The sequence below is a fragment of the Campylobacter sp. RM15925 genome (genome assembly GCF_012978775.1).
Lineage (GTDB): Bacteria > Campylobacterota > Campylobacteria > Campylobacterales > Campylobacteraceae > Campylobacter_A > Campylobacter_A canis.
This window is the reverse complement of record NZ_LIWP01000005.1, coordinates 66,417-88,439: the sequence shown is the minus strand read 5'-3', so window position 1 is coordinate 88,439 and position 22,023 is coordinate 66,417. Positions and strand designations below refer to the sequence as shown.

Here is a 22,023-nt window from a genome sequence, read left to right as displayed (position 1 = left end):
TTACCTTTATTTATATTTGCGCTCTTCTTCGACAACTTCAACATCTATGATTTCGCCTTCCTCACTGCTTTTTTCATTTTTATAGCTACGAAATTCGCCGCTCTGCTCGCTTTTTAAAGATGGATTTTTAAAATTTGAAAATAGAGCAAAGATCACAAGGATAACGCCTAAAGTATCCGTAGCAACACCCGGAAGAAATAGAAAAAATCCGCCTATAGGCATTCCTAAGACACCAAAAAGATCGCTCGGCTTAAGAAGCAGTATCCTTGAAAAAAGCTGGAAAAATCCAACTCTAAACATAAAAAACATCCCCAAAACAGCCGTAGAGATAACCTCTAAAACAAGAGTTAAAAATCCATACTCGCTAATAAAAAAATAAGCGCATATCGCTTCAATTGCGACATAAGGCATAAAAAGAAATCTTAGCATAACGCCTCTTTGATCTTTGCTAAAATTTCATCTTTTGCAATGGAAGTCTTTTGCAAATTTGCTCGATTTATAAACTCGACTTCGCCGCCTTCAAGACCTTTTCCGATTACGACTGCATAAGGAATTCCGATAAGTTCAAATTCACTCATCTTAACGCCAAATCTCTCATTTCTATCATCAAGCAGAGCCGAAATCCCAAAGCTTTTAAGCTCACTATAAAGCTCGTTTGCAAATTTTACTCCCGCTTCATCTTTTAAATTTGAGATTATGATATGAACATGAAAAGGCGCACACTCCTTTTTCCAGATACAACCCTTTTCATCATGGCTGGCTTCTATCATAACGGCAACCAAACGACTAACTCCGATACCGTAACAACCCATATAAAAAGGCTTGGCTTTGCCGTTTTCATCAAGGAACGTCGCATTCATCGCGGCTGAGTATTTCTGTCCAAGCTGAAAGATATGCCCTACCTCAATGCCTTTGCTAACGCTGAGTTTTCCGCCGCAATGCGGACATCTGTCGCCTTGCTTGACTTCTGCTAAATCCTTAAATCTATCCGAGTTAAAGTTAGTAACGCTAACGCCCACGAAGTGATAATCCTTCTCGTTGGCTCCGCAAATCATCTGCGTTTCGCCCTCTAGCTCTTTATCGATAAAAAACTCCACGCCGCTAAGTCCGACCGGTCCGCAAAATCCCGCCACGATACCAGCTTTTAAAATCTCCTCTTCGTTAGCATCCATTATCTCAAGCGCTGCGCACGCATTAGTAGCCTTAACCTCTTGAAGCTCGTCATCGCCACGGATAAAAAACACTACGATCTTTTCTTCGTCTTTATAAATAGCCTTTTTTATCACCGCTTTTATGGTATAAAATTCGCTAACTCTAAAAAATTCAGCTATGTCCTTTATGGTTGTTGCATTAGGAGTATAAAATTTGCTCGCATCGGCTTCAGGCCTTTGGGCATCGCTAGTTCGCTTTTGTCTTTTGGCAGCTTCTATATTTGCTGCGTATTTACAGCTATCACATACTAAGATATCGTCTTCGCCGTTGTTTGCAAGAACCATAAATTCCTTGCTTCCGCTTCCGCCTATCGCTCCGCTATCTGCTTCAACCGCACGGAAATTTAGCCCCAAACGGGTAAAAATTCTCGAGTAGGTCTCTTCCATAAGATCAAATTCGCGCTTTAGATCTTCTTCGTTTACATGAAAGCTATAAGCATCTTTCATCAAAAATTCACGGCCTCTAAGCAGTCCAAAGCGAGGGCGCGCCTCATCTCTAAATTTGGTATTTATCTGATACAAATTCAAAGGCAGCTGCTTATAACTAGTAACTTTACCACGCACAAGAGCTACAACCGACTCCTCGTTCGTAGGGCTTAGAACAAAGTCGTTTTCTTTGCGATCCTTAAACCTCAAAAGCTCTTTGCCAAATACATCAAATCGCCCACTCTCTTTCCAAAGCTCGCCGCTTGTGACCATACTCATGGAAATTTCTTGTGCTCCTGCGTTATCCATCTCCTCTTTAACGACGCTTTTTATCTTATCAAGCACGATTTTACCAAGCGGCAAGAAGTTATAAAGCCCGCTTCCAGTCTGCTCGATAAATCCGCCCCTAAGCAAGTAGATATGACTTGGCAAGCTGGCGTCTTTTGGCGCTTCCTTTGAGGTAGGTGCGTATAATCTTGAAAATTTCACTACTCGTTCTCCCATTCAAATTCTTCATCTTTTATCTGCGCTTCATCGGACACATCAAATATCGTTCCGACAAGCTTTGCCGTTATATCGGCCTTCGCACCCTCTGAAAGGTGTTTTAAATTCACCGTAGGCTTATGCAAAAACGCCTTAAAAACCTGATGTATCAAGCGATATGCCTCATCCTTGTCGGAATTTTTAAGGTAGCCCTTTTTTATCGCCTTTTCAAGCTCCCTTTGAGCGCACTGCTTAGCCTGTTCTCTTATGCCTTTTATAACGGGCGTTACCGCAAGCTCTCTTATATGCTTATAAAACTCAACTGTATGTTTGCCCACTATACCGTAAGCTACTTGAGCCTGCTCTTCTCTTAGGGCTAAGTTTTTATTTACGATCTCCTGCAAGTCGTCAACCGCGTAAATTTGCACCTTTTCGCTAGGAGTTACGGCGATATCCCTAGGGACAGCGATATCAAAGAAATATCTTGTAAATTCCCGCTCCTTAATCATCGTATCATCTATAATCGGATAAGGCGACGCTGTAGCCGAAAAGATCATCTGATATTTATTTACGTATTCTTTTAAATTTTCTAAACTATCATAGGCGTTATTGCACCCCAGCGACATTGCCAAGCTCTTAGCACGCTCGATATTTCTGCTAAGCACTTTTACTCTGGCACCGTTGCTGATTAAGTGTTTGGCTGCAAGCTCCGCCATCTCTCCTGCGCCAATTATCAGCGCCATAGCTCCGCTTATGTTTCCGCCAAGCAGCTCTTTAGCCTTTGCAACCGCTACACTTGAAACCGATATCGGATTTTTAGAAATTTCAGTCTTATTTCTAACTTCCGCGGCGCACTTAAAGGCATGGTCTATCGCCATATTTAGCTTTACACCGCAACTTTCGTTCGCACAGGCAAATCTAAAAGCCTCTTTAAGCTGACCTGCTATCTGAGTTTCTCCGATAACCAAACTATCAAGCGAGCTGGCTACCGCAAAAAGATGGTGTATCGCACCATTATCCTCGTAAATATCGGCTCTGCTTTGCAGCTCTTCGTAGCCAATCCCGCAAAGCACGGCTATGCACGATAAAATATGCTTGCTTGCCCCATCAAGCTCTTTTACGTTTGCCATGATCTCAACCCTGTTACAGGTACTTAAAACCATGCATTCGTTTATGTTTGAGCTTGATTTTAAAAGCCTTAAAATTTCCGTTTTACGCTCCACATTTGAAAACGACAATCTCTCGCGAACAGAGATGTCTGTATTTTTATGCGTGAAGCTCACACTTGAATAATGCATTAAAATTCCCTATCAATCATACTTCTAACTATATCTTTAAGCCCGTCTAAGCCAAATTCTTCTATGCTTTTTATAGCCTCTTCGCCTAGATCTTTAGCCTCTTTTATAGAGCGTTTTATGATATTAAATTCGCTCATCTTAGCCTTTACCCATTCGTTTTCTTCGTTGCTTAACTCTTTTTTAAAGAGATTTAAAAGCCTGTTTTTGCCTTCTTGGTCTAAATTTTCATAAAGATAGATATAAGGAAGCGTGGTTTTTCCCTCTTTAAAATCGCTTAAATTTGGCTTTCCAAGAGTTTTTGCATCTTGGGTTATATCTAATATGTCATCGATTATCTGAAAAGCAAGTCCTAGATTTTTACCGTAAATTCTAAATTTACTCTCATCAAGACCCGCCAAAATAGCTCCTACGGCAGAGCTAGCCTCTATAAGAACGGCGGTTTTATAATAAATCATCCTTTTATAGGATTCTTTGTCGGCATTAAAAGAATTTGAAAGCTCCACATCCATCATCTCGCCGATACTTAATTTGCATACCGCATCAGATATTACGCTTGCGATTTTCTCGCCGAATTTACAAAGCTCAAAAAATCCCTTAGAGTAAAGTATATCGCCAAGCATTATGGCGTTTTTGGCTCCGAATTTTGCATTGATACTAGCTTTGCCTCGCCTAGTATCAGATCCGTCTATCACGTCATCGTGAAGCAAGCTTGCAAGATGAATCAGCTCAATAACGGCACAAATTTTAAGGCTCTCTTGAGTTTCGCCCGCTATCTTTAAAATCAGCTTTGAACGAAGCTTCTTGCCGGAGCTAATCTCACTAAAAATCTCATCTGCGCGCTCATAGCCAAGCTCTGCTATAAAGCCTCTCATTATTTCATCAATCTTATCCATAAAACCCCTTATTTACTGCCTTTTGGGATCTTTAAATTCGATCTCAAGGCGTCTTGGCTCATCTTTTATATAAACTTTAAAGTTCGCTTTCGCGTCCTTAAAATTCTCAAATTCAAGAAGTAGCCAAGCTATGTCGTTTGGCGGCATTTTGTAATCGGGAATAAGGCTTTGCTTATAAGATCTAAGACCTCTTCTAAGCGAAAGAACAAGCTGTCTTGGATAATTTCTATATCGAGTATGGACTATGATGTTAGTATTATCAAAAAGCGTCCATCTAAAGTCAAAACTATCGCGATCGCTAGTGCCTTTTTCGGTTACAAAAACCCTTGCCCACTCGTCTTTCTTAAGCTCGAAAAGATGCTCTTCTTCAAAGGCGATATTTGCCGCTTGCAAGGGCGCTAAAAAAACAAAAAAAACGAATAGTATTTTACTCATTTTGACTTAAAATATCCCCACTAATCCCGATATAGATATCGTTCAAGCTATCGTGAATTTCGGTTTGATTTTGTGTTATAAAAGCATTTTGCGCAATTTCGTTAAATCCGCTTTGTTCGCAATATATACTCATCGCTACGAATTTTTCAAGAAGTTTTTCTATTTCGTTTTCTACTAAATTTCTGTTTGCGTTAAATAAAATATCAAAAAATTTATCTCTTGGATTTTGAGCAAAGATATCATAATCCATAAATTTCCTTTAAATAAATTTTAAATTTATTATAGCCAAACAAACTTTTATTTTGATTATAAAAGACGCTTTTTTATTATGTATATATTTAAATAAAATAATATTAAATAATAATTTTATATAAATACGAATTAGAAATTTGCAAGCTGATTTTTTGTATTTTTAAAAAGTGCCAGAGCAAATATTAATATTAAATAGATTGACAAAAAATGATATGACAAGTTAAAATAACAATACAAATATTTTTAATATCGGCTTGAGCTATAAAATGAATCTTGCAAGAAGAAAAATATATATCGGTAAAATACCAGCGATTTTATGGGGTCAGTCATGCGAAAAAATATGCATCTACATACACGGACAATACGGCAACAAAGAAGAAGCGGAATTGTTTTCAAAAATAGTATGCAAACACGGCTGGCAAGTTATTAGCGTTGACTTGCCTGAACACGGCGAAAGAGTGTATGAAAAAGATAAGTTTAATCCTTTAAATGTGGTTGCGGAATTAAAATCACTTATGAATTTTATCAAAAATAGATGGTCTAAAATATCTCTGTATGCAACCAGTATAGGCGCTTATTTTAGCATACTGGCATATAAAAATGATAAAATTTATTCTTGCTTATTTGTATCTCCAATTTTAGACATGAAGAAGTTGATTTTAGATATGATGTCCTACGCCAATGTAACAGCTACTCAACTAGAACAATGCAAAATTATCAAAACAGATTTTGGACAAATCCTTTCTTGGGAATATTTTAAATATGTTTTAGACAATCCTATTGAAAAATGGGATTTACCTACCGAAATACTATATGGCAAAAAAGATGAGATGGTTAAAATAGATACCATAATTAAATTCGCCAGTAATTTTAATTGTTCTGTGACGATATGCAATGAAGCAGAACACTGGTTTCATACAGAAAAACAGTTAAGATATTTGAAAATTTGGATATTGGAAAAATTTTGTAAAGACAAGAACTTTTCCTGAAGAAATTTGGAGTGAAATTTTAAAGTTATAAAAAGATAAAAATTAAAATTTGGCTTAATTTTAATATATTTTAAGCCAAATTTATATGTAAAATAATTTGTATTTTTATATGTATTATTTTATGTAGTTACTACAAAGTCTCGATATGTTGCCATGCTTTTTGGGTATCGTATATATTTATAGCATCCTTACTCTTAGCTCCAAACCCCCAACATACGTTTATATAATCCACTTTGGCATTAATAGCCGCAAGCTCATCTTTATAACTATCTCCCACAAACAAAACCTTACTAAATCCACCCATATCCTTAAGCAAATTTATCATAGTCGGATCAGGCTTTTGAGGCACATCCTTACTAGCCCCTATGATATGATTAAAATATTTATAAATATTACTTTTTATTAAAATATCTTTTAATGTTTCGTTGGGTGCATTACTGGCAAGTGCTACGAAATAGTTTGCCTCTACACATTTTTTAAGCAGTTCGTCCACTCCTTGATAAGCTCTTGCATACTTATCATAATTTATCTTAAATTTGGCCTCAAAGCCGTCTCGAAGTCTTGAATTTATGACGTTTAATCCATAAAATTCCTTGCCGAGATCTCGCCCTACTTCGTTTATAGCTCTTAGTATAAATTCCTCGCTCAGATCACTCTCAAATCCAAGCTCTCTACGCACTTCATTTACCGTAACACAAATGGCCTTTGAGCTATCTATCAAAGTGCCGTCCATATCAAAAATTATCGTTTTCAATCTTCATCCTTGTATCTGTTTTTATGTTTATCTTTTTTATATGTTTTGGAATTTTTTAGCTTTTCAAGCGAATTTGCCGCGTCCAAAAGTTCATTTCTATCATTATTTGCGATGATTAAATTTACAAATTTTTCAAGCGCTTTTGAATAAGCCGAATCAAGATAGACAGGCTCTATTTTAGCCAAAATTTCGGCATTTTTAGCTACTCTTAAGCGAAATTGCTCCTCATCATAATCCTCTCTTTTAAGCCCGCTTATAGCCGACTTTGCAAATTTTTCAAGTCCGCGCAAGTACTTTACGCGCCTAAATTTATCATATCCCACATTGTTCATCTAAATCTCCAAACAAAAATACAATTATACCCTACTTTCGCACTTTGAATTTAAGCCTAAATTTTAATTTCCAAAACGAAAGTGTTAATAAAATGTAACCTTTTTATCTGTATAATACCGAAATTTAAATTTACCACAAAGGCAAAAAAATGAAGCAAGAAACTATTGCCACCCACTTTGGCTACGATAGCAAAACAGGTACAGGCTCGATGGCGATACCTCTTTATCAAACTACGGCTTACAATTTTGGCACCGCAGAAACTGCCGCAAATCGCTTTGCGCTAGCGGAACTTGGACCTATCTACACAAGACTAAACAACCCTACCACAGATATATTTGAGGCTAGAGCGGCGGCTCTTGAAAACGGTGTGGCGGCTATAGCTACCGCAAGCGGTCAAGCTGCTATATTTTATGCAGTTTCAAATATCGCAGCGGCAGGAGAAAACATCATCGTAGCCAAGAAAATTTACGGCGGATCAAACTCTTTGTTTCACCACACGCTAAAGAGATTTGGCATAGAAGCAAGAGCTTTTGATAGCGACAACGCGGACGATCTTGAAAATTTGATAGACGGTAAAACCCGCGCGATATTTTTTGAAACGCTCTCAAACCCTCAAATCGCCATCCCAAATATCGAAAAGATAGTCGCTATCGCAAGCAAACACGGCATTATAACAATAGCCGATAATACCGTGCCTACGCCGATATTATTCCGCCCTATAGAGCACGGAGTGGATGTCGTAGTACATAGCGCAAGCAAATACATGAGCGGTCAAGGGCTTAGTATCGGCGGAGTAGTGGTTGCCGGTAAAGGGCTAAATCAAAAGATAATAACAAGCGCAAGATACGCACATTTCAAAGGTCCGGACGAGAGCTATCACGGACTCATATATGCAGATCTTACCGAGAATTTTGATATATATACACTTAGAATGAGACTTTCGCTTATCCGCGATATAGGCGCTACGATTTCTCCGTTTAACTCTTGGCAGCTTATTCAAGGGCTTGAAACGCTTGCTATTCGTATGAAAAAGCACTCGGAAAACACGCTAAAAATCGCTGAATTTTTAAATTCTCACAAAGAGGTTAAGAGCGTAACATACCCTGGACTTAAGAGCGATGCGGGATATGAAAGAGCTCAAAAATACTTTGACGGCGGTATGGCAAGCGGACTGCTTTGCTTTGAGGTTGATAGCTTTGAGAAGGCTAAAAAAGTGCTTGATAAAGTTAAAATTTTTAGCATTGTCGTTAATATCGGCGATTCAAAATCCATCATCACCCACCCGGCTTCAACCACACATCAGCAAATTCCACCTAGCGAACTAACTAAGATCGGAGTGCCTGCAGGACTTATCCGCCTAAGCATAGGCATAGAGGATACAGATGATTTGATCGAAGATCTAAAACAGGCTTTAGAAGCGTAAGTTTAAAATCTACGAGAGAGTTTAAACTCTCTCACTTTTAGCTAATCTTTCATTTTAATCTTAAAAACAAGCTATAATTATTTTATAAACTGAAAACTGTTTCTTAAGTTTTATCAAATATCCAATCAATACACATCACTAAAAATGAAAGAGTGGCAATGCTAACCATTATTTTAATACTTATAATTTCTTTTGCTTGAGGTATAGTGATAAATCAAATTTATAATAGTACTATTTGTTGATATTATCAATCGTAGCATATACAAGTACAAATGCAATATTAGCAAAGACTATGAAATTGTTGTAGTTGATAATAATTTTACTATAAGCAACTTAGAAAGTATGTATGTAAAATTTTCAAATAATCAAAGTGATTTTAAATTTACGCAAAAAATTAATTCTATTAATGTTTACAAAGACACAAACGCAACTAAAATAATAGCTAAAATTTATAACATACACTGCCAAAATTCACTGATTTTATCAAGTATTCAAAGAGAAATATATGGAACTAGCGGTGGTTTATCTTGTGGCTATGTCAAAACCGGATTGCTTAAATACAACTATGAAATAAAGCAAATTTTGAAAGATAACCTACTAAATAATAATGCAAAAACTATATCAAAATTCTAATTCTGCGGAACAAAATAAGTTTTTAGAATTTCGTTGTATTTGTTTTCATCTTCGCATTGAATAAGCAACAAATCTCCCTCTTCGAATACCGATGAGCCCGTAGGCTTGATGTATTCACCCTTGCGTTTGATAAGTAGGATAAGAAAATCACTCGGCAACTCAAGCTCGGCTAAGTTTTTTTCGATGATCTCAGAGCCAAAATGGATAGTATGCTGCCTTAAAGTCTGATAAAAGATAGGCAAATTCGACGCTTCTATGTCTTCTGCCTTTTCGCTATCATCCTCCACTCCGCATTTTTTAGCTACAAATTCAAGCGTCGTTCCTTGGATCACTATAGAAATAAGAACGATAAAAAATATAGTATTAAAGATAAGATCGGCATTTGGCAGCTTGCTTCCGTAAGGATATGTTGCAAGCACTATGGGAACTACTCCGCGAAGCCCGACCCAAGAGATAAATATCTTTTCGCGTATTGCGTATCTTGAAAACATAAGCGAGATAAAAACCCCTATCGGACGCGCGATAAACATAATCCAAAGCGCGATAACAAACCCCATAAGCGCAACCGACGGCAATGCCGAAGGAAACACAAGAAGCCCTAGCGTAAGAAACACAACTATCTGCATCGTCCAAGCGATACCGTCGTGAAAACCTACTAAATTTTTCTTATGTGCAAATTCTTTTTTATTTATGAAAATTCCTGCGATATAAACCGCCAAAAAGCCGTTTCCTCCGACTTTAACTGAAAGAGTGTAAAGAAGCAGGACCCAAGCTATGGAAAAAACGGGGTACAGCCCCCAGTATTCAAGCCTAAGCCTGTTAAAAATAGCGGGCATCAGCACCCCAAATATATATCCCATAACTCCACCCAGCAAAAACTGCTCAAGCAAGACAAGCGCCACATCAGCAGGCGCAGGTATGGTGGCAAGCGATATCATTTGAATGATAGTCATGGTTAAAAATATCGCCATCGGGTCGTTTGAGCCTGATTCTAGCTCAAGTAGCGGTCCTAGGTTGTTTTTAAGCGAAATTTCTTTAGCCTTTAAGATAGCAAACACCGCAGCAGCATCGGTTGAAGAGATAATCGCGCCAAATAAAAACGCCTCCATCCACGAAAAATCAAGCAGATATTTCACTATCACGGCAACGCCGCTAGCAGTTAGCGCAACGCCTATTGTAGCAAGGATTATGCCATTTAGCATGACGGGCTTTATGGCTTTAAATTTCGTATCAAGCCCACCTGCATAAAGTATAAATATAAGTGCGATGGTGCCCACATCTTGAGCTACTTTCTGATTGCTAAATTCAATTCCAAGCAACCCGTCAGATCCGGCCAGCATACCAACGGCAAGAAATACTATAAGTGACGGGATGCCGAATTTATCTGAAATTTTGCTAAATACGATACTAGCTATCAACAAAATAGCAAAAAATAGCAAAAAATTTTCCAACTCTCACCCCGTAACTATACTCAAATTTGGACTTTAAATTTAATTATTACATAAATCAAATTTCAACTCTAGTCTTATATATAAGCCCGCTTACAATAGGCTTTTGCTATAAAAATTATATCAAAAGCAAGCTTATTTTATTTAAATTTTATCCTTTTCTTCGTAAAAGATAAGATCAAAGCTGTTTTTGCGCTTTACCAGAGCTTTTTTAGACAGTACACTTCCCGCACTTGAGAGTCGTTCTATCTCACCTCTCATCTCATCCACGGTTTGCTCGAACTGATCAAGCTGCTCTTTTAGCTGAAGGATGATATCAACGCCTGCTAAATTTACGCCCAAATCACGCGTTAAGCGAAGTATCATCTTGATTCTGTCCAAATCCTTTTCAGAATAAAGCCTCATTCGCCCATCCGTCCTTGAAGGCTCTACAAGCCCCTCACGCTCGTATTGACGCAAGGTTTGGGGGTGTATGCTAAGTACTTTTGCCACTACGCTTATCAAATAAACCGGTTCATCATATCCACGCATTTTATCTCTCCGGAAGTTTTTCTTTCATAAGTTGTATCAAATTTTCATCAAGCGAATTTACGTCAGGAAGCCCCACTCTGGCCCTTAGATACAAATCTCCATAAAGTCCGCTCTTGCGGTTTTTTACTCCATACCCTTTGAGCCTGATCTTTTGTCCTGTCTTTGAATTTTCAGCTATCTTTATCGTCACATCTTTTTGCAGTGTAGAAACAGCGAATTTGCCGCCAAAAAGCATTATTTTAAGCGGAATTTCAACATCTTTATAAAGATCGTCGCCATCTCTTTCATACTCACTGCTTTCATCCACGCTTACGGTTAATATAAGATCGCCGGTGCCAGCGTTTTTAGAAGTTTTGCCTTTGCCTTTTATGCGAAGCTTCTCACCGTCGTTTATACCGTTTGGAATTTTGATTTTTAAGCTTTCGCCATTTAAATTTATCCTATGCTCTCCGCCTAAAACCGCGACTTCAAACGGTATATTAACTCTTGCTTTTATATCTAGATCCTGAGCAAAACTGCCAAACCCGCCATCAAAATCACTGCTTGAAAATCCGCCAAACCCGCCGCGAGAAAAGCTACTAAAGCCTCCTGCCGCACTACCAAATCCGCCGCTAAAGATATTTCTTAAAATTTCGTTAAGATCACCCATATTAGCAGAGCTGCTTGCAAAATCATGGAAATTTTGACCGCCAAACATCGCATCGCCATATTGGTCATACTGCGCTCGTTTTTTATCATCGCTTAAAATTTCATAAGCGGCATTTATCTCTTTAAATTTATCCTCAGCGCCTGCGTCTTTGTTAATGTCAGGATGGTATTTTCTAGCCAGTCTTCTGTAAGCCTTTTTTATCTCTTCACTTGACGCACTCTTTGAGATGCCAAGCGTATCATAAAGACTACTACTCATCTTGTTATCCTTATGTTTAATTAATTTTATAAAAATTGTAGCATAAAACTTTAGTCTATGTCAATCAAGCTTAGACAAATTTACAATTCATCAAACTTATAATTAAAGTATTAACTTTGCGTTAAGCGGGTTATTTTATAATTTCACTTTAAAATTTAAACAATGTAAAGGATGTACATAAAGATGAAAAAGATATTAGCAGTATCTCTGGTAGCGGCTTGTTCTTTATTTGCTACTACGATAACATTTAATGAAGCAAGAGATGATGCAACAAGAGTAAATCCTGAAGAAACTCAAGGCGTAATCCTCTCATATAATAGCTCAATATCAGAAGCTAAAAAATCGGTTGTAAATATCTCGACTACAAAGACATCTACAGTAGATAACGGCATAGATCAGATGTTTAACGATCCGTTTTTTAGAGATTTTTTCGGCTTTAATTTTAGAATTCCGCAAGATAAACAAAAAACCACATCTTTAGGCTCTGGCGTTATCATATCAAATGATGGATATATAGTTACAAACAACCACGTGATCGAAGATAGTGATGAGATAGTAGTAACCTTGCTTGAAGACGATCAAGAATACAAGGCAAAAGTTATCGGAACCGATCCAAAAACAGACCTTGCGATCATAAAAATAGACGCTAAAAATTTAAAAGCCATCAAGATAGCTGACTCATCTAAAATAATGGAAGGCGATATAGTATTTGCCATAGGAAATCCGTTCGGAGTTGGCGGAAGTATCACTCAAGGCATCATTTCAGGTCTTAATAAAGACAACATCGGGCTAAACCAATACGAAAATTTCATCCAAACGGACGCCTCTATAAACCCCGGCAACTCAGGCGGTGCATTAGTAGATAGTCGCGGAGCTTTAGTCGGTATAAATTCAGCTATCTTATCAAGAAGCGGCGGCAACAACGGCATAGGATTTGCGATTCCTTCAAATATGACCAAAGAAATAGCCAAAAAGCTTATAGAAGATGGCAAGATAGAGCGCGGATACATTGGCGTAATGATAGCAAATTTAACAACCGAGCAAAAAGAGATATATAAAAACAAAGAAGGTGCTCTTATAAGCAGCGTAGAAAAGGGTCTTCCTGCCGATGCCGCAGGACTTAAAAGAGGCGATCTAGTAATACAAATAGATGATAAGAGAGTTAAAAACGCAAACGATCTTAAAAATATCATAGGCTCTCTTGCTCCGGATAAAGAAATAACCGTAAATTACGAACGCTCGGGCAAAGTAGAATCTACTAAAATAAAACTTGTAAATATGCAACAAACCACCGACGCAAAAGGAACTTCATCGATTGAAGGACTTAGCGTTACATCAATAACAGACGATATCAGATACAAATACAAAATTCCTCAAGATATAGTAGGCGTGCTGGTAACTGATATCAAAACCAACTCGAAAGCAGATAAATTTGGATTTAAAAAGGGTGATATCATCATACAAATAGGCGAAGAAAATATTAAAAACATCGATGATTTCAACAAAGCCTTATCAAATTCAAAAAACAAAAAAACTCTTGTTTGGGTTAATAGAGGCGGCATAATACAAGGGCTCGTTATAAAATAATTCTTAAGGGCGCTTAAATTTGCGCCCTGCTCTTTTTTGTAACATTTATCAAAATCTGCTATAATCGGGCTAAATTAATTACAAGCTAGGAAGATATTATGGTAGAAATTTTAATGATTGAAGATGATTTTGAACTGGCTGAAATCCTAACCGAATACCTAGAAAATTACGACATAAAAGTAACCACCGCAGAAGAGCCTTATATAGGGCTTTCTACTTTAAATACAGGCAAATTTGATCTTGTTATACTTGATCTTACTCTTCCGGGTCTTGACGGGCTTGAAGTTTGTAAAGAGATAAGAAAAAGACATGACATACCTATAATAATATCAAGCGCAAGACACGATATAATGGACAAAGTAAATGCTCTAGACAATGGTGCTGATGACTATCTGCCAAAGCCTTACGACCCCCAAGAGCTGTTAGCTCGTATCAAAAGCCACTTAAGGCGCCAAAGCGTGTCTGTCTCGCAAGAGAAGAAAATGGCACCAAAAGACCTTGTATTAAACGATTTTGAACACACTATAACATTTAAAGGAGAGGCTTTAAATTTAACCGCGGCAGAATATGACATTCTTAAATACCTTATCAAAAAAGAAGGAGGAGCCATAACTCGTGAAGAGCTTATATACAACTGCAACAGCATAAACGAAGACTCCTCAAACAAAAGTATAGATGTCATAATCGGAAGGATAAGGGCAAAGCTTGGCGAAAATCCAAAAGAGCCTACATATATACATGCAATTCGCGGGATCGGCTATAAGCTGATACAATAAATTTAGGCTCAAATGAAACGTTCGTCGGTATTTTACACTATCACTTTTATATTTATCCTAGCGCTTACAAGTATATTCTTAGCCTTTTTGTGGCTGATGGATTACGACAAGCAAAACTATACCAGAGAGTTAAACGCAAAATACTCTACAATTGCCAGAAACACTCTCTTTTATATGAGCGGGATAATCAATGAAAAAGAGTATGATAGGCAACTTGAGGGCATAAATATGCCTGAGATAACAAACGATACTCAAAAGGAAGAAATTTTAAAAAACGCGATGGTCTTAGAAGAAATTTCAGCAGATATCGGCTCAAGTGCAATCATGCTTTATGACAAACACCATTACCTTAAAATTCAGCATATAGATAAAATTTTGTTGCTAAAAGATAGCGACTATCAGCCATATCGTTATGACATTATAAAAATTATATTTATACTGGTTGCGCTCATACTGCTTGCTGCTTATGTGTTTGTTATCAAAAAACTAAAGCCGCTTAGAAAACTGAAAAGACAAATAGACATTTTCGCTAAAGGCGAGATAGATAAGATAAAAAACGTAAGTAGCGGAAAAGATGAAATTTCAGAAGTTGCAGAGGCATTTTATGATGCGGTATCACAAATAAAAAGCCTAAATAACTCGCGCAAACTTTTTTTAAGAAACATAATGCATGAGCTTAAAACCCCTATCACAAAGGGGCGAATCACTGCCGAAATGATACAAAAAGATAAAAATCAAGAACGCCTTGTTGCGGTATTTCAAAAGCTTGAAAGCCTGATAAACGAATTTGCAGCAGTCGAGCAAGTCACATCAAACATCGCGCTAAACAATACTAAAATTTGCCTGATTGATGACATTATAGACGAAGCGCTTGATATCGCCATAGTAGAAAAAGAGAGTGTAACTATAAACAAGCTTGATGATTTTAGTATAAATGTAGACTTCAAACTCTTTGCAATCGCTGTTAAAAATATGATAGATAACGCGTTAAAGTATTCGCCCGACAAGCATGTAAACATCACGATAAATAAAGGAAGTATTAAATTTATCAACAAAGGCGAACCTCTTAAGCAAGAGCTTGCTCACTACATAGAGCCTTTTACCAAAGGCGAGGATGCGCAAAAAAGCTTCGGTCTTGGTCTTTACATAGTTGATAACATCCTAAGAGCGCATAAGCTAAATTTAGCATACACCTACAAAAACAGCTTAAATATCTTTAGTTTTGAAAATTTAGAAAATATAAGATCTAGTTAAAAAGAAATTTATCTCACTCGTTTCTAAGTGTTTCAAGCACGTTTATCTGAGCTGCTTTTTTGGCAGGATAATATGATGAAAGCGCTACTATAAAGATCGCTCCTACGACTATAGAGATAAAATCAACCGCCGAAAGCTCCATAGGTAGCTTGCTATCGCCATAAACATCGGCAGGTAAATTTATAATATCAAAGCTACCAAGCAACCAAACTCCAAACAACCCAAGTATCACGCCAAAGACAATTCCGCTTCCGCCTATAGTAACGCCAAGCGCAAAAAAGCTCTTTTTTATCTCGTTTTTACTGGCTCCAAGAGAGAGAAGAAGTGCGATTTCTTGACGACGATTCATCACAGTCATCAAAAGCGAGCTTATTATGTTAAGAGAAGCCACAAGAATGATCAGCATAAGCACGATAAAAAGCGCTCTTTTTTCAAGCGCTAGCGCCGAGAAAAAGTTTCCGTTTTGCTGCCACCAGCCGATAGCTCTCATAGAAAAAGGAAGCTCTTTTGTTATATTTTCGATATCGACAAAAGGCTTATCCGAATAGACGTGAATTCCGTCATACCTACCCTCTTCGTAGTCTAAAATTTTACGCAGAGCCTCAACCGATGTATAAAGATAGCTTTTATCATAAGCCACAAGCCCCGAATTAAAGCTTGCATTTACGTCAAATCGCTTCATTTTTGGTATGAGAGCAAAGCCGCTTGGGTCATTTTTAGTAAATATAAGAGTTAGCTTATCGGCTCCGCTTAATACAAAATCGCTCTTTATCCCGCTTCCCACAAGCAACTCGTATCCAATAAGCTCTTTTTGCCCAAGAGCCTCTTTTACTACAGAATTTATCGTCTTTTCAGCCTTAGAATTTACGCCAAAGAGTATCCCTCCATCAAAGCTTCCGCTGTTTTTGATGATAACTTGAGTCATTATATAAGGGCTAAATTTAAGATGAGGAAATTTAACCTTAAGCTGCTCAACATCGCTATCGTCGATATTGCCGCGAATATGAGAAAGGATAGTAATAGGATAGTTCATAGTAAAAAGTTTGCGTTCAAATTCCTTATCAAAGCCGTTCATTAAAGCCATGGCGATTATCAGCACCATAAGGCCGACACTCACGCCAAGAAACGCCAAAATCGCACAAAGCGTTATAAAAGGCTGGCTTTTGTCAAAACGAAGGTATTTAAATAGCAGATATTTTACCACACTCATGAATCTTCCATATTTATTTTACAAAGCAAATTTATCAAATTTCCAAGACGGCCTTAAAGCTTGCCTTGGAAATATCTATTATCAGCCCGCAAAGGCTCCTTTTTTAGGACCGCTCTTACCGCAACACTCTTTGTATTTTTTACCGCTTCCACAAGGGCAAGGCTCATTGCGAGGAATTTTTTTAGCTCTTACCTCTTGTTTTTTATCCTCTTGCTCCTCGTTTGAGTATTTAAGCTGGGCGTTTTGCTCTTCTTGCATAGCTCTTAAAGCTTGTTGCTCAGCCTCGATCTCTTCGGCATTTTTTAGCCTAACGGCATTTAGAATTTTAATTCCTTCAAATTTGATGCGAGATACAAGCTCCATAAAGAGATTAAAGCTCTCTTTTTTATATTCGGTTAGCGGATCTTTTTGGTTATAGCCGCGAAGCCCGATACCTGTTTTTAAGATATCCATTTGATATAAATGCTCTCTCCAAGCCGTATCAACCACCTGCAAGCAAAGTACTTTTTCAAGATACTTTCTTTGCGACTCTTCAAGCACGCTCATTTTTTCGTTATATTGAGCTTCAAATTTATCGGTTATTATTTGAGCCAAATCTTTATAATCAAGCTCTTTTAACTCGCCCTCATCAACTCCCAAGCCGTTTTCTGCGAGTATGGAGACAAGCCTGTTAAGATTAAATTCACTCTTTAAGACTTCAGGGAAAATTTCAGCCTGATCAAGTAGATTTATTACGAATTCATCTCTATTTTGCTTAATCTTTTCGCTTATATCAAATTCCGGATCAAGCAGCTCGTTTCTAAATTTATAAACCGTCTTTCTTTGTTCATTTGCTACATCGTCAAATTCCAAGATATGCTTTCTGGCTTCAAAATGCAAATTTTCGACTTTCTTTTGTGCGTTTTCAACGGCACGAGTTACCATCTTTGAGTCTATACTTTCGCCCTCTTCGATACCGAGCCTATCCATGATACTTTTTATACGATCGCTTCCGAAAATTCTCAGCAAATTATCCTCTAAGCTTAGATAAAAACGGCTCACTCCCGGATCTCCTTGACGACCCGAACGACCTCTTAGCTGGTTATCTATACGTCTGCTCTCATGCCTTTCGGTGCCTATGATATATAGTCCGCCAAGCGCTCTAACCTCATCGTTTATACGGATATCCACACCGCGACCCGCCATGTTTGTGGCTATAGTTACGGCTCCTTTGGCACCGGCTTCGGCTATGATTTGAGCTTCTTTTTCGTGATTTTTAGCGTTTAGCACCGAGTGGGGGATCTTTTCTTTTACAAGCATGGAGTGAAGCAGTTCGCTTCGCTCGATAGAAGCTGTTCCTACAAGCACAGGCTGACCTTTATCGTGAGCTTTTTTGATCTCGGCAATAACTGCTTTAAATTTCTCATCTTGAGTTTTGTAAATTAAGTCATTATGATCAACCCTCACAACAGGCACATTTGTAGGGATTGATACAACGTCAAGCTTATAAATTTGAGCAAATTCCGTAGCTTCCGTTTGCGCAGTTCCCGTCATACCCGAAAGTTTGTTATAAAGCCTAAAATAGTTTTGGAAGGTTATATCGGCAAGCGTTTGGCTCTCCTCTTGAATTTTAACGCCCTCTTTTGCCTCAAGAGCCTGATGAAGCCCCTCACTAAAGCGCCTTCCTTCGCTAAGTCGTCCTGTAAATTCATCAACTATCACGACTTCGCTATCACGCACGACGTAGTGAACGTCTTTTTCAAATAGATTATGCGCCTTAAGAGCCTGATCAAGATGATGGCTTAAAATGGCGTTTTCAAGGTTGTATAAATTCTCTACTCCAAATAACTTTTCAGCCTTGCTAATTCCCTCTTCGGTTATGGCTATGGTGCGGTTTTTTTCATCTACTACGAAATCTCCCGTAGCCTTTTCTTGCGGAGTTTCTGGTGCCACACCTCTAGTTAGCGCCTTAGCCACCTCATTTGCCTTGACATATCCGTCAAGGGTTCTATTTGTAGGACCTGAAATGATAAGCGGAGTTCTTGCCTCGTCGATTAATATACTATCCACCTCATCGACGATTACGAAGTTATGCTCGCGCTGAACCTTGTCTTTAAATTCCATTTTCATATTGTCACGCAGATAGTCAAAGCCAAATTCGTTGTTCGTGCCATATGTTATATCAGAGACGTAAGCGGCCTTTCTTGCCTCATCATCATATTGACCCGAAAGCACTACGCCAACGCTAAGGCCTAAAAAGTTATAAATTTCACCCATTTGCGTAGCGTCACGCTTGGCAAGATAGTCGTTTACCGTAACTACATGCACACCCTTGCCACTCATAGCGTTTAGCACCACAGGCAAAGTCGCAACCAAAGTCTTACCCTCACCCGTCTTCATCTCGGCTATTTTGCCCTCGTGAAGCACCATACCGCCGATGAGCTGAACGTCAAAATGACGCATATTAAGAGTTCTTTTTCCAACCTCCCTAACGATAGCAAAGACATCGTTTAGAACATCATCCATGCTCTTTGAGCCGCTTTTTATCGCTTCTCTTAACTCATTAAAGCTTGATTTTAGCTCATCGTCGCTCATAGCCTGATATTTTGGCTCAAGTGCGTTTATATCCTTAACTCTTTTTGCGTATTTCTTGACCTCTCGATCATTTTTGGTTCCGAAGATTTTTTGCATAATGCTACTTATCATCTATCCGCCTTGTTAGTTATTTATAAAGCTAAGATTTTACCATTTGTTTAATTAAACTTAGCTACAATTCCCGCTAAAAGGAAAAATAATGAGAAAAATAACAGCTATCTTATCGCTATGTGGCGTTGTTTTGGCGAATTCTTTAAGCTTTAAAACTCTTGAAAGCGACTTTGTGCAAACCGTTACAAGCAACGAATCAAATATCCAGTATCATGGCAAATTTTATGCAAGAGACGACAACAAAGCGCTTTGGATATACGACAAACCAACTCCAAAGAAAATTTACTTTGACAAAAACCGTGTAGTAGTTATCGAAGATGAGCTTGAGCAAGCTATCATATCACGCCTTGAAAATACTCCAAATTTAGCAAATATCCTTAAAAAAGCCACTCGCATTAAAGACGACTTATATAAAGCCGAATTTGACGGCATAGAGTATTTTATAGCAATTAAAAACGAGCTTCCTACAAGGATTGATTATCAAGACAAGCTTGGCAACAAGATAAAAATCATATTTGAAGATGCAAAAAAAGATGAGGTCATAAGCGAAGAGATACTCACTCCTGTCATCCCTTCATTTTACGACGTCATAAATCAATAACTTTCAAATTTGGCGAGCATTTTTACTCGCCAAAATCCTTTCCAAAATCCTTAATCGAATTTAAATCAAGCGGTTGTAGCTCTATCTTGCCGCCTTTTTTAATGATTATATCTTCATCGTCCTCCGTTATTTTAGAGCTTTTTGATCTGCTCTTTGAGTCGCTATTTTTTTGATCCCTTAGCAGATCCAGCAGCTCTTCAAGCTTTGGCTCACGCACGATTTTAAGCGAAATGATAAGCACCTCATCAATATCGACCGAGTGCTTTTTGGATGTGTATTTAGCAAAGGTCTCTTTAAATTTCTCCTTACCCTTTGAGGTTAGCAGATCCTCGACATAAAAGCTTCCTATCACCACGTTTAAGCCGTCAAGTATATACGCTTCGCTATCTTGAACATCCCTTCCTGAAACAAGCAAACTAACACTAACTTTTTTTATCGAATTTTGCGTATCTTTAGAGTAAAGATCGGTTTCAAAATCCCTTATATCAAGGCTCTCGCTAAACCCGAAAACCGCTAACAAACACGCTATAAAAATTTTTCTCACTGCTCCTCCTTGATATTTTCAAAGATATTTTCTTTATAAAATTTCTCAACTTCTTCGTCTATTTTAACTACATTTCTTAGATAATCTCTAAAATTTTGAGCTCTTGCGTAAATAAGCTTTAAATTTCTAGGATCGGTCGCTCGTGAAAGCGCCACGTAAAGCTGCCCGTTAGCAAAGATGTGATTTAAATCGCAGACCAAGTTATCTATACTCATGCCTTGAGATTTATGAATCGTAAGCGCGTAAGCCAGCTTAAAAGGAAACTGCATAAACGAAGCTCGCACATTTTGCTCTATATTTTCGCCGACAAGCTCAAATTCGCTAAGCTCAAAGCGATTTGGTTCAACTTCTATAATATCGCCGTTTGATTTTTGTACCATGACGCTTTTTATTACGCCGTCCTCTTTTAAAATTTGCATTATTTCGCCGCGCTCACCGTTATAATATTCGCCCCATTTGTTTGTGACAAATATAACTCTAGCCCCGACTTTCATATGCATGATTTCAGGCACCGCAAGGCTGTTTATCCAGCCTTCAAGCGTCTTTTCGTGCAAATTTTCATCATAAATTTCAACCAAAGCCTCGCTTATCTCAAGCTTGCTTTCAAGACGCTCAAGCATTTGTGCATTTAGTGCGTCAGCCTCATAATTCCTGCCAAAAAGCACGCTTGTCTCGCTTGAAATTTGCACGTTTTTTACACACAAATTCTCGACATATCCTATAGTTTCCTCATCTAGCTTTCCGATTCTAAGATTTGAGAGAATTTCATAAAATTTAAGATCTTTTGTGCGTTTTGACACTACTAGCTCGATATTTTTTAGCTCAAATTTACTCCAAGCGTGCGAGCTAAAAGCATAAAGAAATTTAAACAGCGCATTTTCATTTGATTCCTTTTTAAGCACGGGCGGAAGCTGATAAAAATCCCCTACAAGCATTATGCGACCTACAAATTTAGAGTTTATGATCCTATGATAGATCATCTCCATCAAATTTGCACTCACCATTGAAATCTCATCAATCACAAGCAAATCGCAGCTATCAAGCATGGCTTTTACCTTGCTTACTTTTGACTTTTGCTTGCGATCAAGACCCTTTAACTCCTCCAAATTCGAACAAATTCCGAATTTAAAAAAGCTATGGATACTAACTCCGCCGACACTTACTGCACTTATGCCCGTACTTCCGAGCACGACTACGTTTTTAAGCTCGCTTCTATAGTGCTTTATGATAGCCGTTGTCAAGTAGCTTTTACCGACTCCTCCTCTACCCGTTAAAAAGATATTAGAATTGCGTAAAATTTCTAAAATTTGGTTTAACAAAAATTTTCCTGTTTTTTTGTAAAATTATAAC

The 22,023-nt window shown here is 37.9% G+C and carries 22 protein-coding genes; 7 read left to right on the top strand and 15 right to left on the bottom strand.

Translation table 11 applies throughout. The features are described from left to right. Positions 1-6 precede the first annotated feature (6 nt). Genes CDOM15925_RS04385 through CDOM15925_RS04360 form a run of 6 tightly spaced genes read right to left on the bottom strand, consistent with a single transcriptional unit; the run spans position 7 to position 4,996 of the window. Positions 7-429 (bottom strand): FxsA family protein, encoded by a 423-nt coding sequence (locus CDOM15925_RS04385; protein WP_169941495.1) that lies wholly within the window; start codon positions 427-429, stop codon positions 7-9. After that, positions 423-2,126 carry a proline--tRNA ligase gene (locus tag CDOM15925_RS04380; RefSeq protein ID WP_169941613.1) on the bottom strand — a complete coding sequence of 568 codons (1,704 nt, stop codon included), beginning with the start codon at positions 2,124-2,126 and terminating at the stop codon, positions 423-425. Before CDOM15925_RS04380 ends, CDOM15925_RS04385 begins: the two co-directional genes overlap by 7 nt. Beyond that, positions 2,126-3,418 (bottom strand): glutamyl-tRNA reductase, encoded by a 1,293-nt coding sequence (hemA, locus tag CDOM15925_RS04375; protein WP_169941493.1) that lies wholly within the window; start codon positions 3,416-3,418, stop codon positions 2,126-2,128. The genes CDOM15925_RS04380 and hemA overlap by 1 nt, the downstream gene beginning before the upstream one ends. Further along, positions 3,418-4,311, bottom strand: a complete 894-nt coding sequence (locus CDOM15925_RS04370; RefSeq protein ID WP_169941490.1) for a polyprenyl synthetase family protein — start codon at positions 4,309-4,311, stop codon at positions 3,418-3,420. The genes hemA and CDOM15925_RS04370 overlap by 1 nt, the downstream gene beginning before the upstream one ends. Positions 4,312-4,323: 12 nt before the next feature. After that, positions 4,324-4,746: a hypothetical protein gene (locus CDOM15925_RS04365; RefSeq protein WP_169941488.1), complete on the bottom strand. Its 423-nt coding sequence runs from the start codon at positions 4,744-4,746 to the stop codon at positions 4,324-4,326. Beyond that, positions 4,739-4,996, bottom strand: a complete 258-nt coding sequence (locus CDOM15925_RS04360; protein WP_169941486.1) for a DUF2018 family protein — start codon at positions 4,994-4,996, stop codon at positions 4,739-4,741. Before CDOM15925_RS04360 ends, CDOM15925_RS04365 begins: the two co-directional genes overlap by 8 nt. Before the next feature lie 268 nt (positions 4,997-5,264). On the opposite strand from CDOM15925_RS04360, the gene CDOM15925_RS04355 reads away from it, so the two are divergent. Further along, complete coding sequence (locus tag CDOM15925_RS04355) at positions 5,265-5,987, top strand: alpha/beta hydrolase (RefSeq protein ID WP_169941484.1); 723 nt, start codon at positions 5,265-5,267, stop codon at positions 5,985-5,987. A 130-nt stretch (positions 5,988-6,117) separates the two neighbouring features. On the opposite strand, the gene CDOM15925_RS04350 is transcribed toward CDOM15925_RS04355, so the two are convergent. Beyond that, positions 6,118-6,741: an HAD family hydrolase gene (locus CDOM15925_RS04350; RefSeq protein ID WP_169941481.1), complete on the bottom strand. Its 624-nt coding sequence runs from the start codon at positions 6,739-6,741 to the stop codon at positions 6,118-6,120. After that, positions 6,738-7,073: a hypothetical protein gene (locus tag CDOM15925_RS04345; RefSeq protein ID WP_169941479.1), complete on the bottom strand. Its 336-nt coding sequence runs from the start codon at positions 7,071-7,073 to the stop codon at positions 6,738-6,740. The genes CDOM15925_RS04350 and CDOM15925_RS04345 overlap by 4 nt, the downstream gene beginning before the upstream one ends. Before the next feature lie 149 nt (positions 7,074-7,222). Between CDOM15925_RS04345 and CDOM15925_RS04340 the strand changes: the two genes are divergently transcribed. Beyond that, positions 7,223-8,497: an O-acetylhomoserine aminocarboxypropyltransferase/cysteine synthase family protein gene (locus tag CDOM15925_RS04340; protein WP_169941477.1), complete on the top strand. Its 1,275-nt coding sequence runs from the start codon at positions 7,223-7,225 to the stop codon at positions 8,495-8,497. A gap of 342 nt (positions 8,498-8,839) precedes the next feature. Continuing rightward, the gene (locus CDOM15925_RS04335; protein WP_169941475.1) at positions 8,840-9,130 is read left to right on the top strand and encodes a hypothetical protein; all 291 of its coding nucleotides are present in this window, start codon (positions 8,840-8,842) and stop codon (positions 9,128-9,130) included. Here CDOM15925_RS04335 and CDOM15925_RS04330 read toward each other — a convergent pair. The 3 genes from CDOM15925_RS04330 to CDOM15925_RS04320 form a co-directional block, all read right to left on the bottom strand. Beyond that, the gene (locus CDOM15925_RS04330; protein WP_169941473.1) at positions 9,127-10,581 is read right to left on the bottom strand and encodes a potassium/proton antiporter; all 1,455 of its coding nucleotides are present in this window, start codon (positions 10,579-10,581) and stop codon (positions 9,127-9,129) included. The genes CDOM15925_RS04335 and CDOM15925_RS04330 overlap by 4 nt on opposite strands. Positions 10,582-10,722: 141 nt before the next feature. Further along, positions 10,723-11,109 carry a heat shock protein transcriptional repressor HspR gene (locus tag CDOM15925_RS04325; RefSeq protein ID WP_169941471.1) on the bottom strand — a complete coding sequence of 129 codons (387 nt, stop codon included), beginning with the start codon at positions 11,107-11,109 and terminating at the stop codon, positions 10,723-10,725. A 1-nt stretch (position 11,110) separates the two neighbouring features. Beyond that, positions 11,111-12,016 carry a DnaJ C-terminal domain-containing protein gene (locus tag CDOM15925_RS04320; RefSeq protein WP_169941469.1) on the bottom strand — a complete coding sequence of 302 codons (906 nt, stop codon included), beginning with the start codon at positions 12,014-12,016 and terminating at the stop codon, positions 11,111-11,113. A gap of 183 nt (positions 12,017-12,199) precedes the next feature. Here CDOM15925_RS04320 and CDOM15925_RS04315 point away from each other — a divergent pair, with 183 nt between their 5' ends. From CDOM15925_RS04315 to CDOM15925_RS04305, 3 genes are all read left to right on the top strand, one after another. Then, positions 12,200-13,603, top strand: coding sequence for a Do family serine endopeptidase (locus tag CDOM15925_RS04315; RefSeq protein WP_169941466.1), 1,404 nt, complete (start codon positions 12,200-12,202; stop codon positions 13,601-13,603). Between the two features lie 98 nt (positions 13,604-13,701). Continuing rightward, on the top strand, positions 13,702-14,379 hold the full coding sequence (locus tag CDOM15925_RS04310) for a response regulator transcription factor (protein ID WP_169941464.1): 678 nt from the start codon (positions 13,702-13,704) through the stop codon (positions 14,377-14,379). 12 nt (positions 14,380-14,391) lie between these two features. After that, positions 14,392-15,633: an ArsS family sensor histidine kinase gene (locus tag CDOM15925_RS04305; RefSeq protein ID WP_169941462.1), complete on the top strand. Its 1,242-nt coding sequence runs from the start codon at positions 14,392-14,394 to the stop codon at positions 15,631-15,633. Positions 15,634-15,646: 13 nt separating this feature from the next. Here CDOM15925_RS04305 and CDOM15925_RS04300 read toward each other — a convergent pair whose 3' ends face one another. Continuing rightward, positions 15,647-16,843 (bottom strand): ABC transporter permease, encoded by a 1,197-nt coding sequence (locus CDOM15925_RS04300; RefSeq protein ID WP_169941460.1) that lies wholly within the window; start codon positions 16,841-16,843, stop codon positions 15,647-15,649. An 81-nt stretch (positions 16,844-16,924) separates the two neighbouring features. After that, on the bottom strand, positions 16,925-19,528 hold the full coding sequence (gene secA / locus CDOM15925_RS04295; RefSeq protein WP_169941458.1) for a preprotein translocase subunit SecA: 2,604 nt from the start codon (positions 19,526-19,528) through the stop codon (positions 16,925-16,927). A gap of 88 nt (positions 19,529-19,616) precedes the next feature. Between secA and lolA the strand changes: the two genes are divergently transcribed. After that, complete coding sequence (gene lolA, locus CDOM15925_RS04290; protein ID WP_169941456.1) at positions 19,617-20,129, top strand: LolA-like outer membrane lipoprotein chaperone; 513 nt, start codon at positions 19,617-19,619, stop codon at positions 20,127-20,129. A 22-nt stretch (positions 20,130-20,151) separates the two neighbouring features. Here lolA and CDOM15925_RS04285 read toward each other — a convergent pair whose 3' ends face one another. Then, the gene (locus CDOM15925_RS04285; protein WP_169941454.1) at positions 20,152-20,673 is read right to left on the bottom strand and encodes a hypothetical protein; all 522 of its coding nucleotides are present in this window, start codon (positions 20,671-20,673) and stop codon (positions 20,152-20,154) included. Continuing rightward, the gene (locus CDOM15925_RS04280) at positions 20,670-21,992 is read right to left on the bottom strand and encodes an ATP-dependent DNA helicase (protein ID WP_169941452.1); all 1,323 of its coding nucleotides are present in this window, start codon (positions 21,990-21,992) and stop codon (positions 20,670-20,672) included. Before CDOM15925_RS04280 ends, CDOM15925_RS04285 begins: the two co-directional genes overlap by 4 nt. Between the last annotated feature and the right edge of the window lie 31 nt (positions 21,993-22,023).

What these genes read in the sequence shown, in the direction of transcription:
- CDOM15925_RS04385 (WP_169941495.1), bottom strand. Translation starts at nt 429, where the DNA reads ATGCTAAGATTTCTTTTTATGCCTTATGTCGCAATTGAAGCGATATGC.
- hemA (WP_169941493.1), bottom strand. Translation starts at nt 3,418, where the DNA reads ATGCATTATTCAAGTGTGAGCTTCACGCATAAAAATACAGACATCTCT.
- CDOM15925_RS04370 (WP_169941490.1), bottom strand. Translation starts at nt 4,311, where the DNA reads ATGGATAAGATTGATGAAATAATGAGAGGCTTTATAGCAGAGCTTGGC.
- CDOM15925_RS04365 (WP_169941488.1), bottom strand. Translation starts at nt 4,746, where the DNA reads ATGAGTAAAATACTATTCGTTTTTTTTGTTTTTTTAGCGCCCTTGCAA.
- CDOM15925_RS04360 (WP_169941486.1), bottom strand. Translation starts at nt 4,996, where the DNA reads ATGGATTATGATATCTTTGCTCAAAATCCAAGAGATAAATTTTTTGAT.
- CDOM15925_RS04355 (WP_169941484.1), top strand. Translation starts at nt 5,265, where the DNA reads ATGAATCTTGCAAGAAGAAAAATATATATCGGTAAAATACCAGCGATT.
- CDOM15925_RS04345 (WP_169941479.1), bottom strand. Translation starts at nt 7,073, where the DNA reads ATGAACAATGTGGGATATGATAAATTTAGGCGCGTAAAGTACTTGCGC.
- CDOM15925_RS04340 (WP_169941477.1), top strand. Translation starts at nt 7,223, where the DNA reads ATGAAGCAAGAAACTATTGCCACCCACTTTGGCTACGATAGCAAAACA.
- CDOM15925_RS04335 (WP_169941475.1), top strand. Translation starts at nt 8,840, where the DNA reads ATGTATGTAAAATTTTCAAATAATCAAAGTGATTTTAAATTTACGCAA.
- CDOM15925_RS04325 (WP_169941471.1), bottom strand. Translation starts at nt 11,109, where the DNA reads ATGCGTGGATATGATGAACCGGTTTATTTGATAAGCGTAGTGGCAAAA.
- CDOM15925_RS04320 (WP_169941469.1), bottom strand. Translation starts at nt 12,016, where the DNA reads ATGAGTAGTAGTCTTTATGATACGCTTGGCATCTCAAAGAGTGCGTCA.
- CDOM15925_RS04315 (WP_169941466.1), top strand. Translation starts at nt 12,200, where the DNA reads ATGAAAAAGATATTAGCAGTATCTCTGGTAGCGGCTTGTTCTTTATTT.
- CDOM15925_RS04310 (WP_169941464.1), top strand. Translation starts at nt 13,702, where the DNA reads ATGGTAGAAATTTTAATGATTGAAGATGATTTTGAACTGGCTGAAATC.
- CDOM15925_RS04305 (WP_169941462.1), top strand. Translation starts at nt 14,392, where the DNA reads ATGAAACGTTCGTCGGTATTTTACACTATCACTTTTATATTTATCCTA.
- CDOM15925_RS04300 (WP_169941460.1), bottom strand. Translation starts at nt 16,843, where the DNA reads ATGAGTGTGGTAAAATATCTGCTATTTAAATACCTTCGTTTTGACAAA.
- secA (WP_169941458.1), bottom strand. Translation starts at nt 19,528, where the DNA reads ATGATAAGTAGCATTATGCAAAAAATCTTCGGAACCAAAAATGATCGA.
- lolA (WP_169941456.1), top strand. Translation starts at nt 19,617, where the DNA reads ATGAGAAAAATAACAGCTATCTTATCGCTATGTGGCGTTGTTTTGGCG.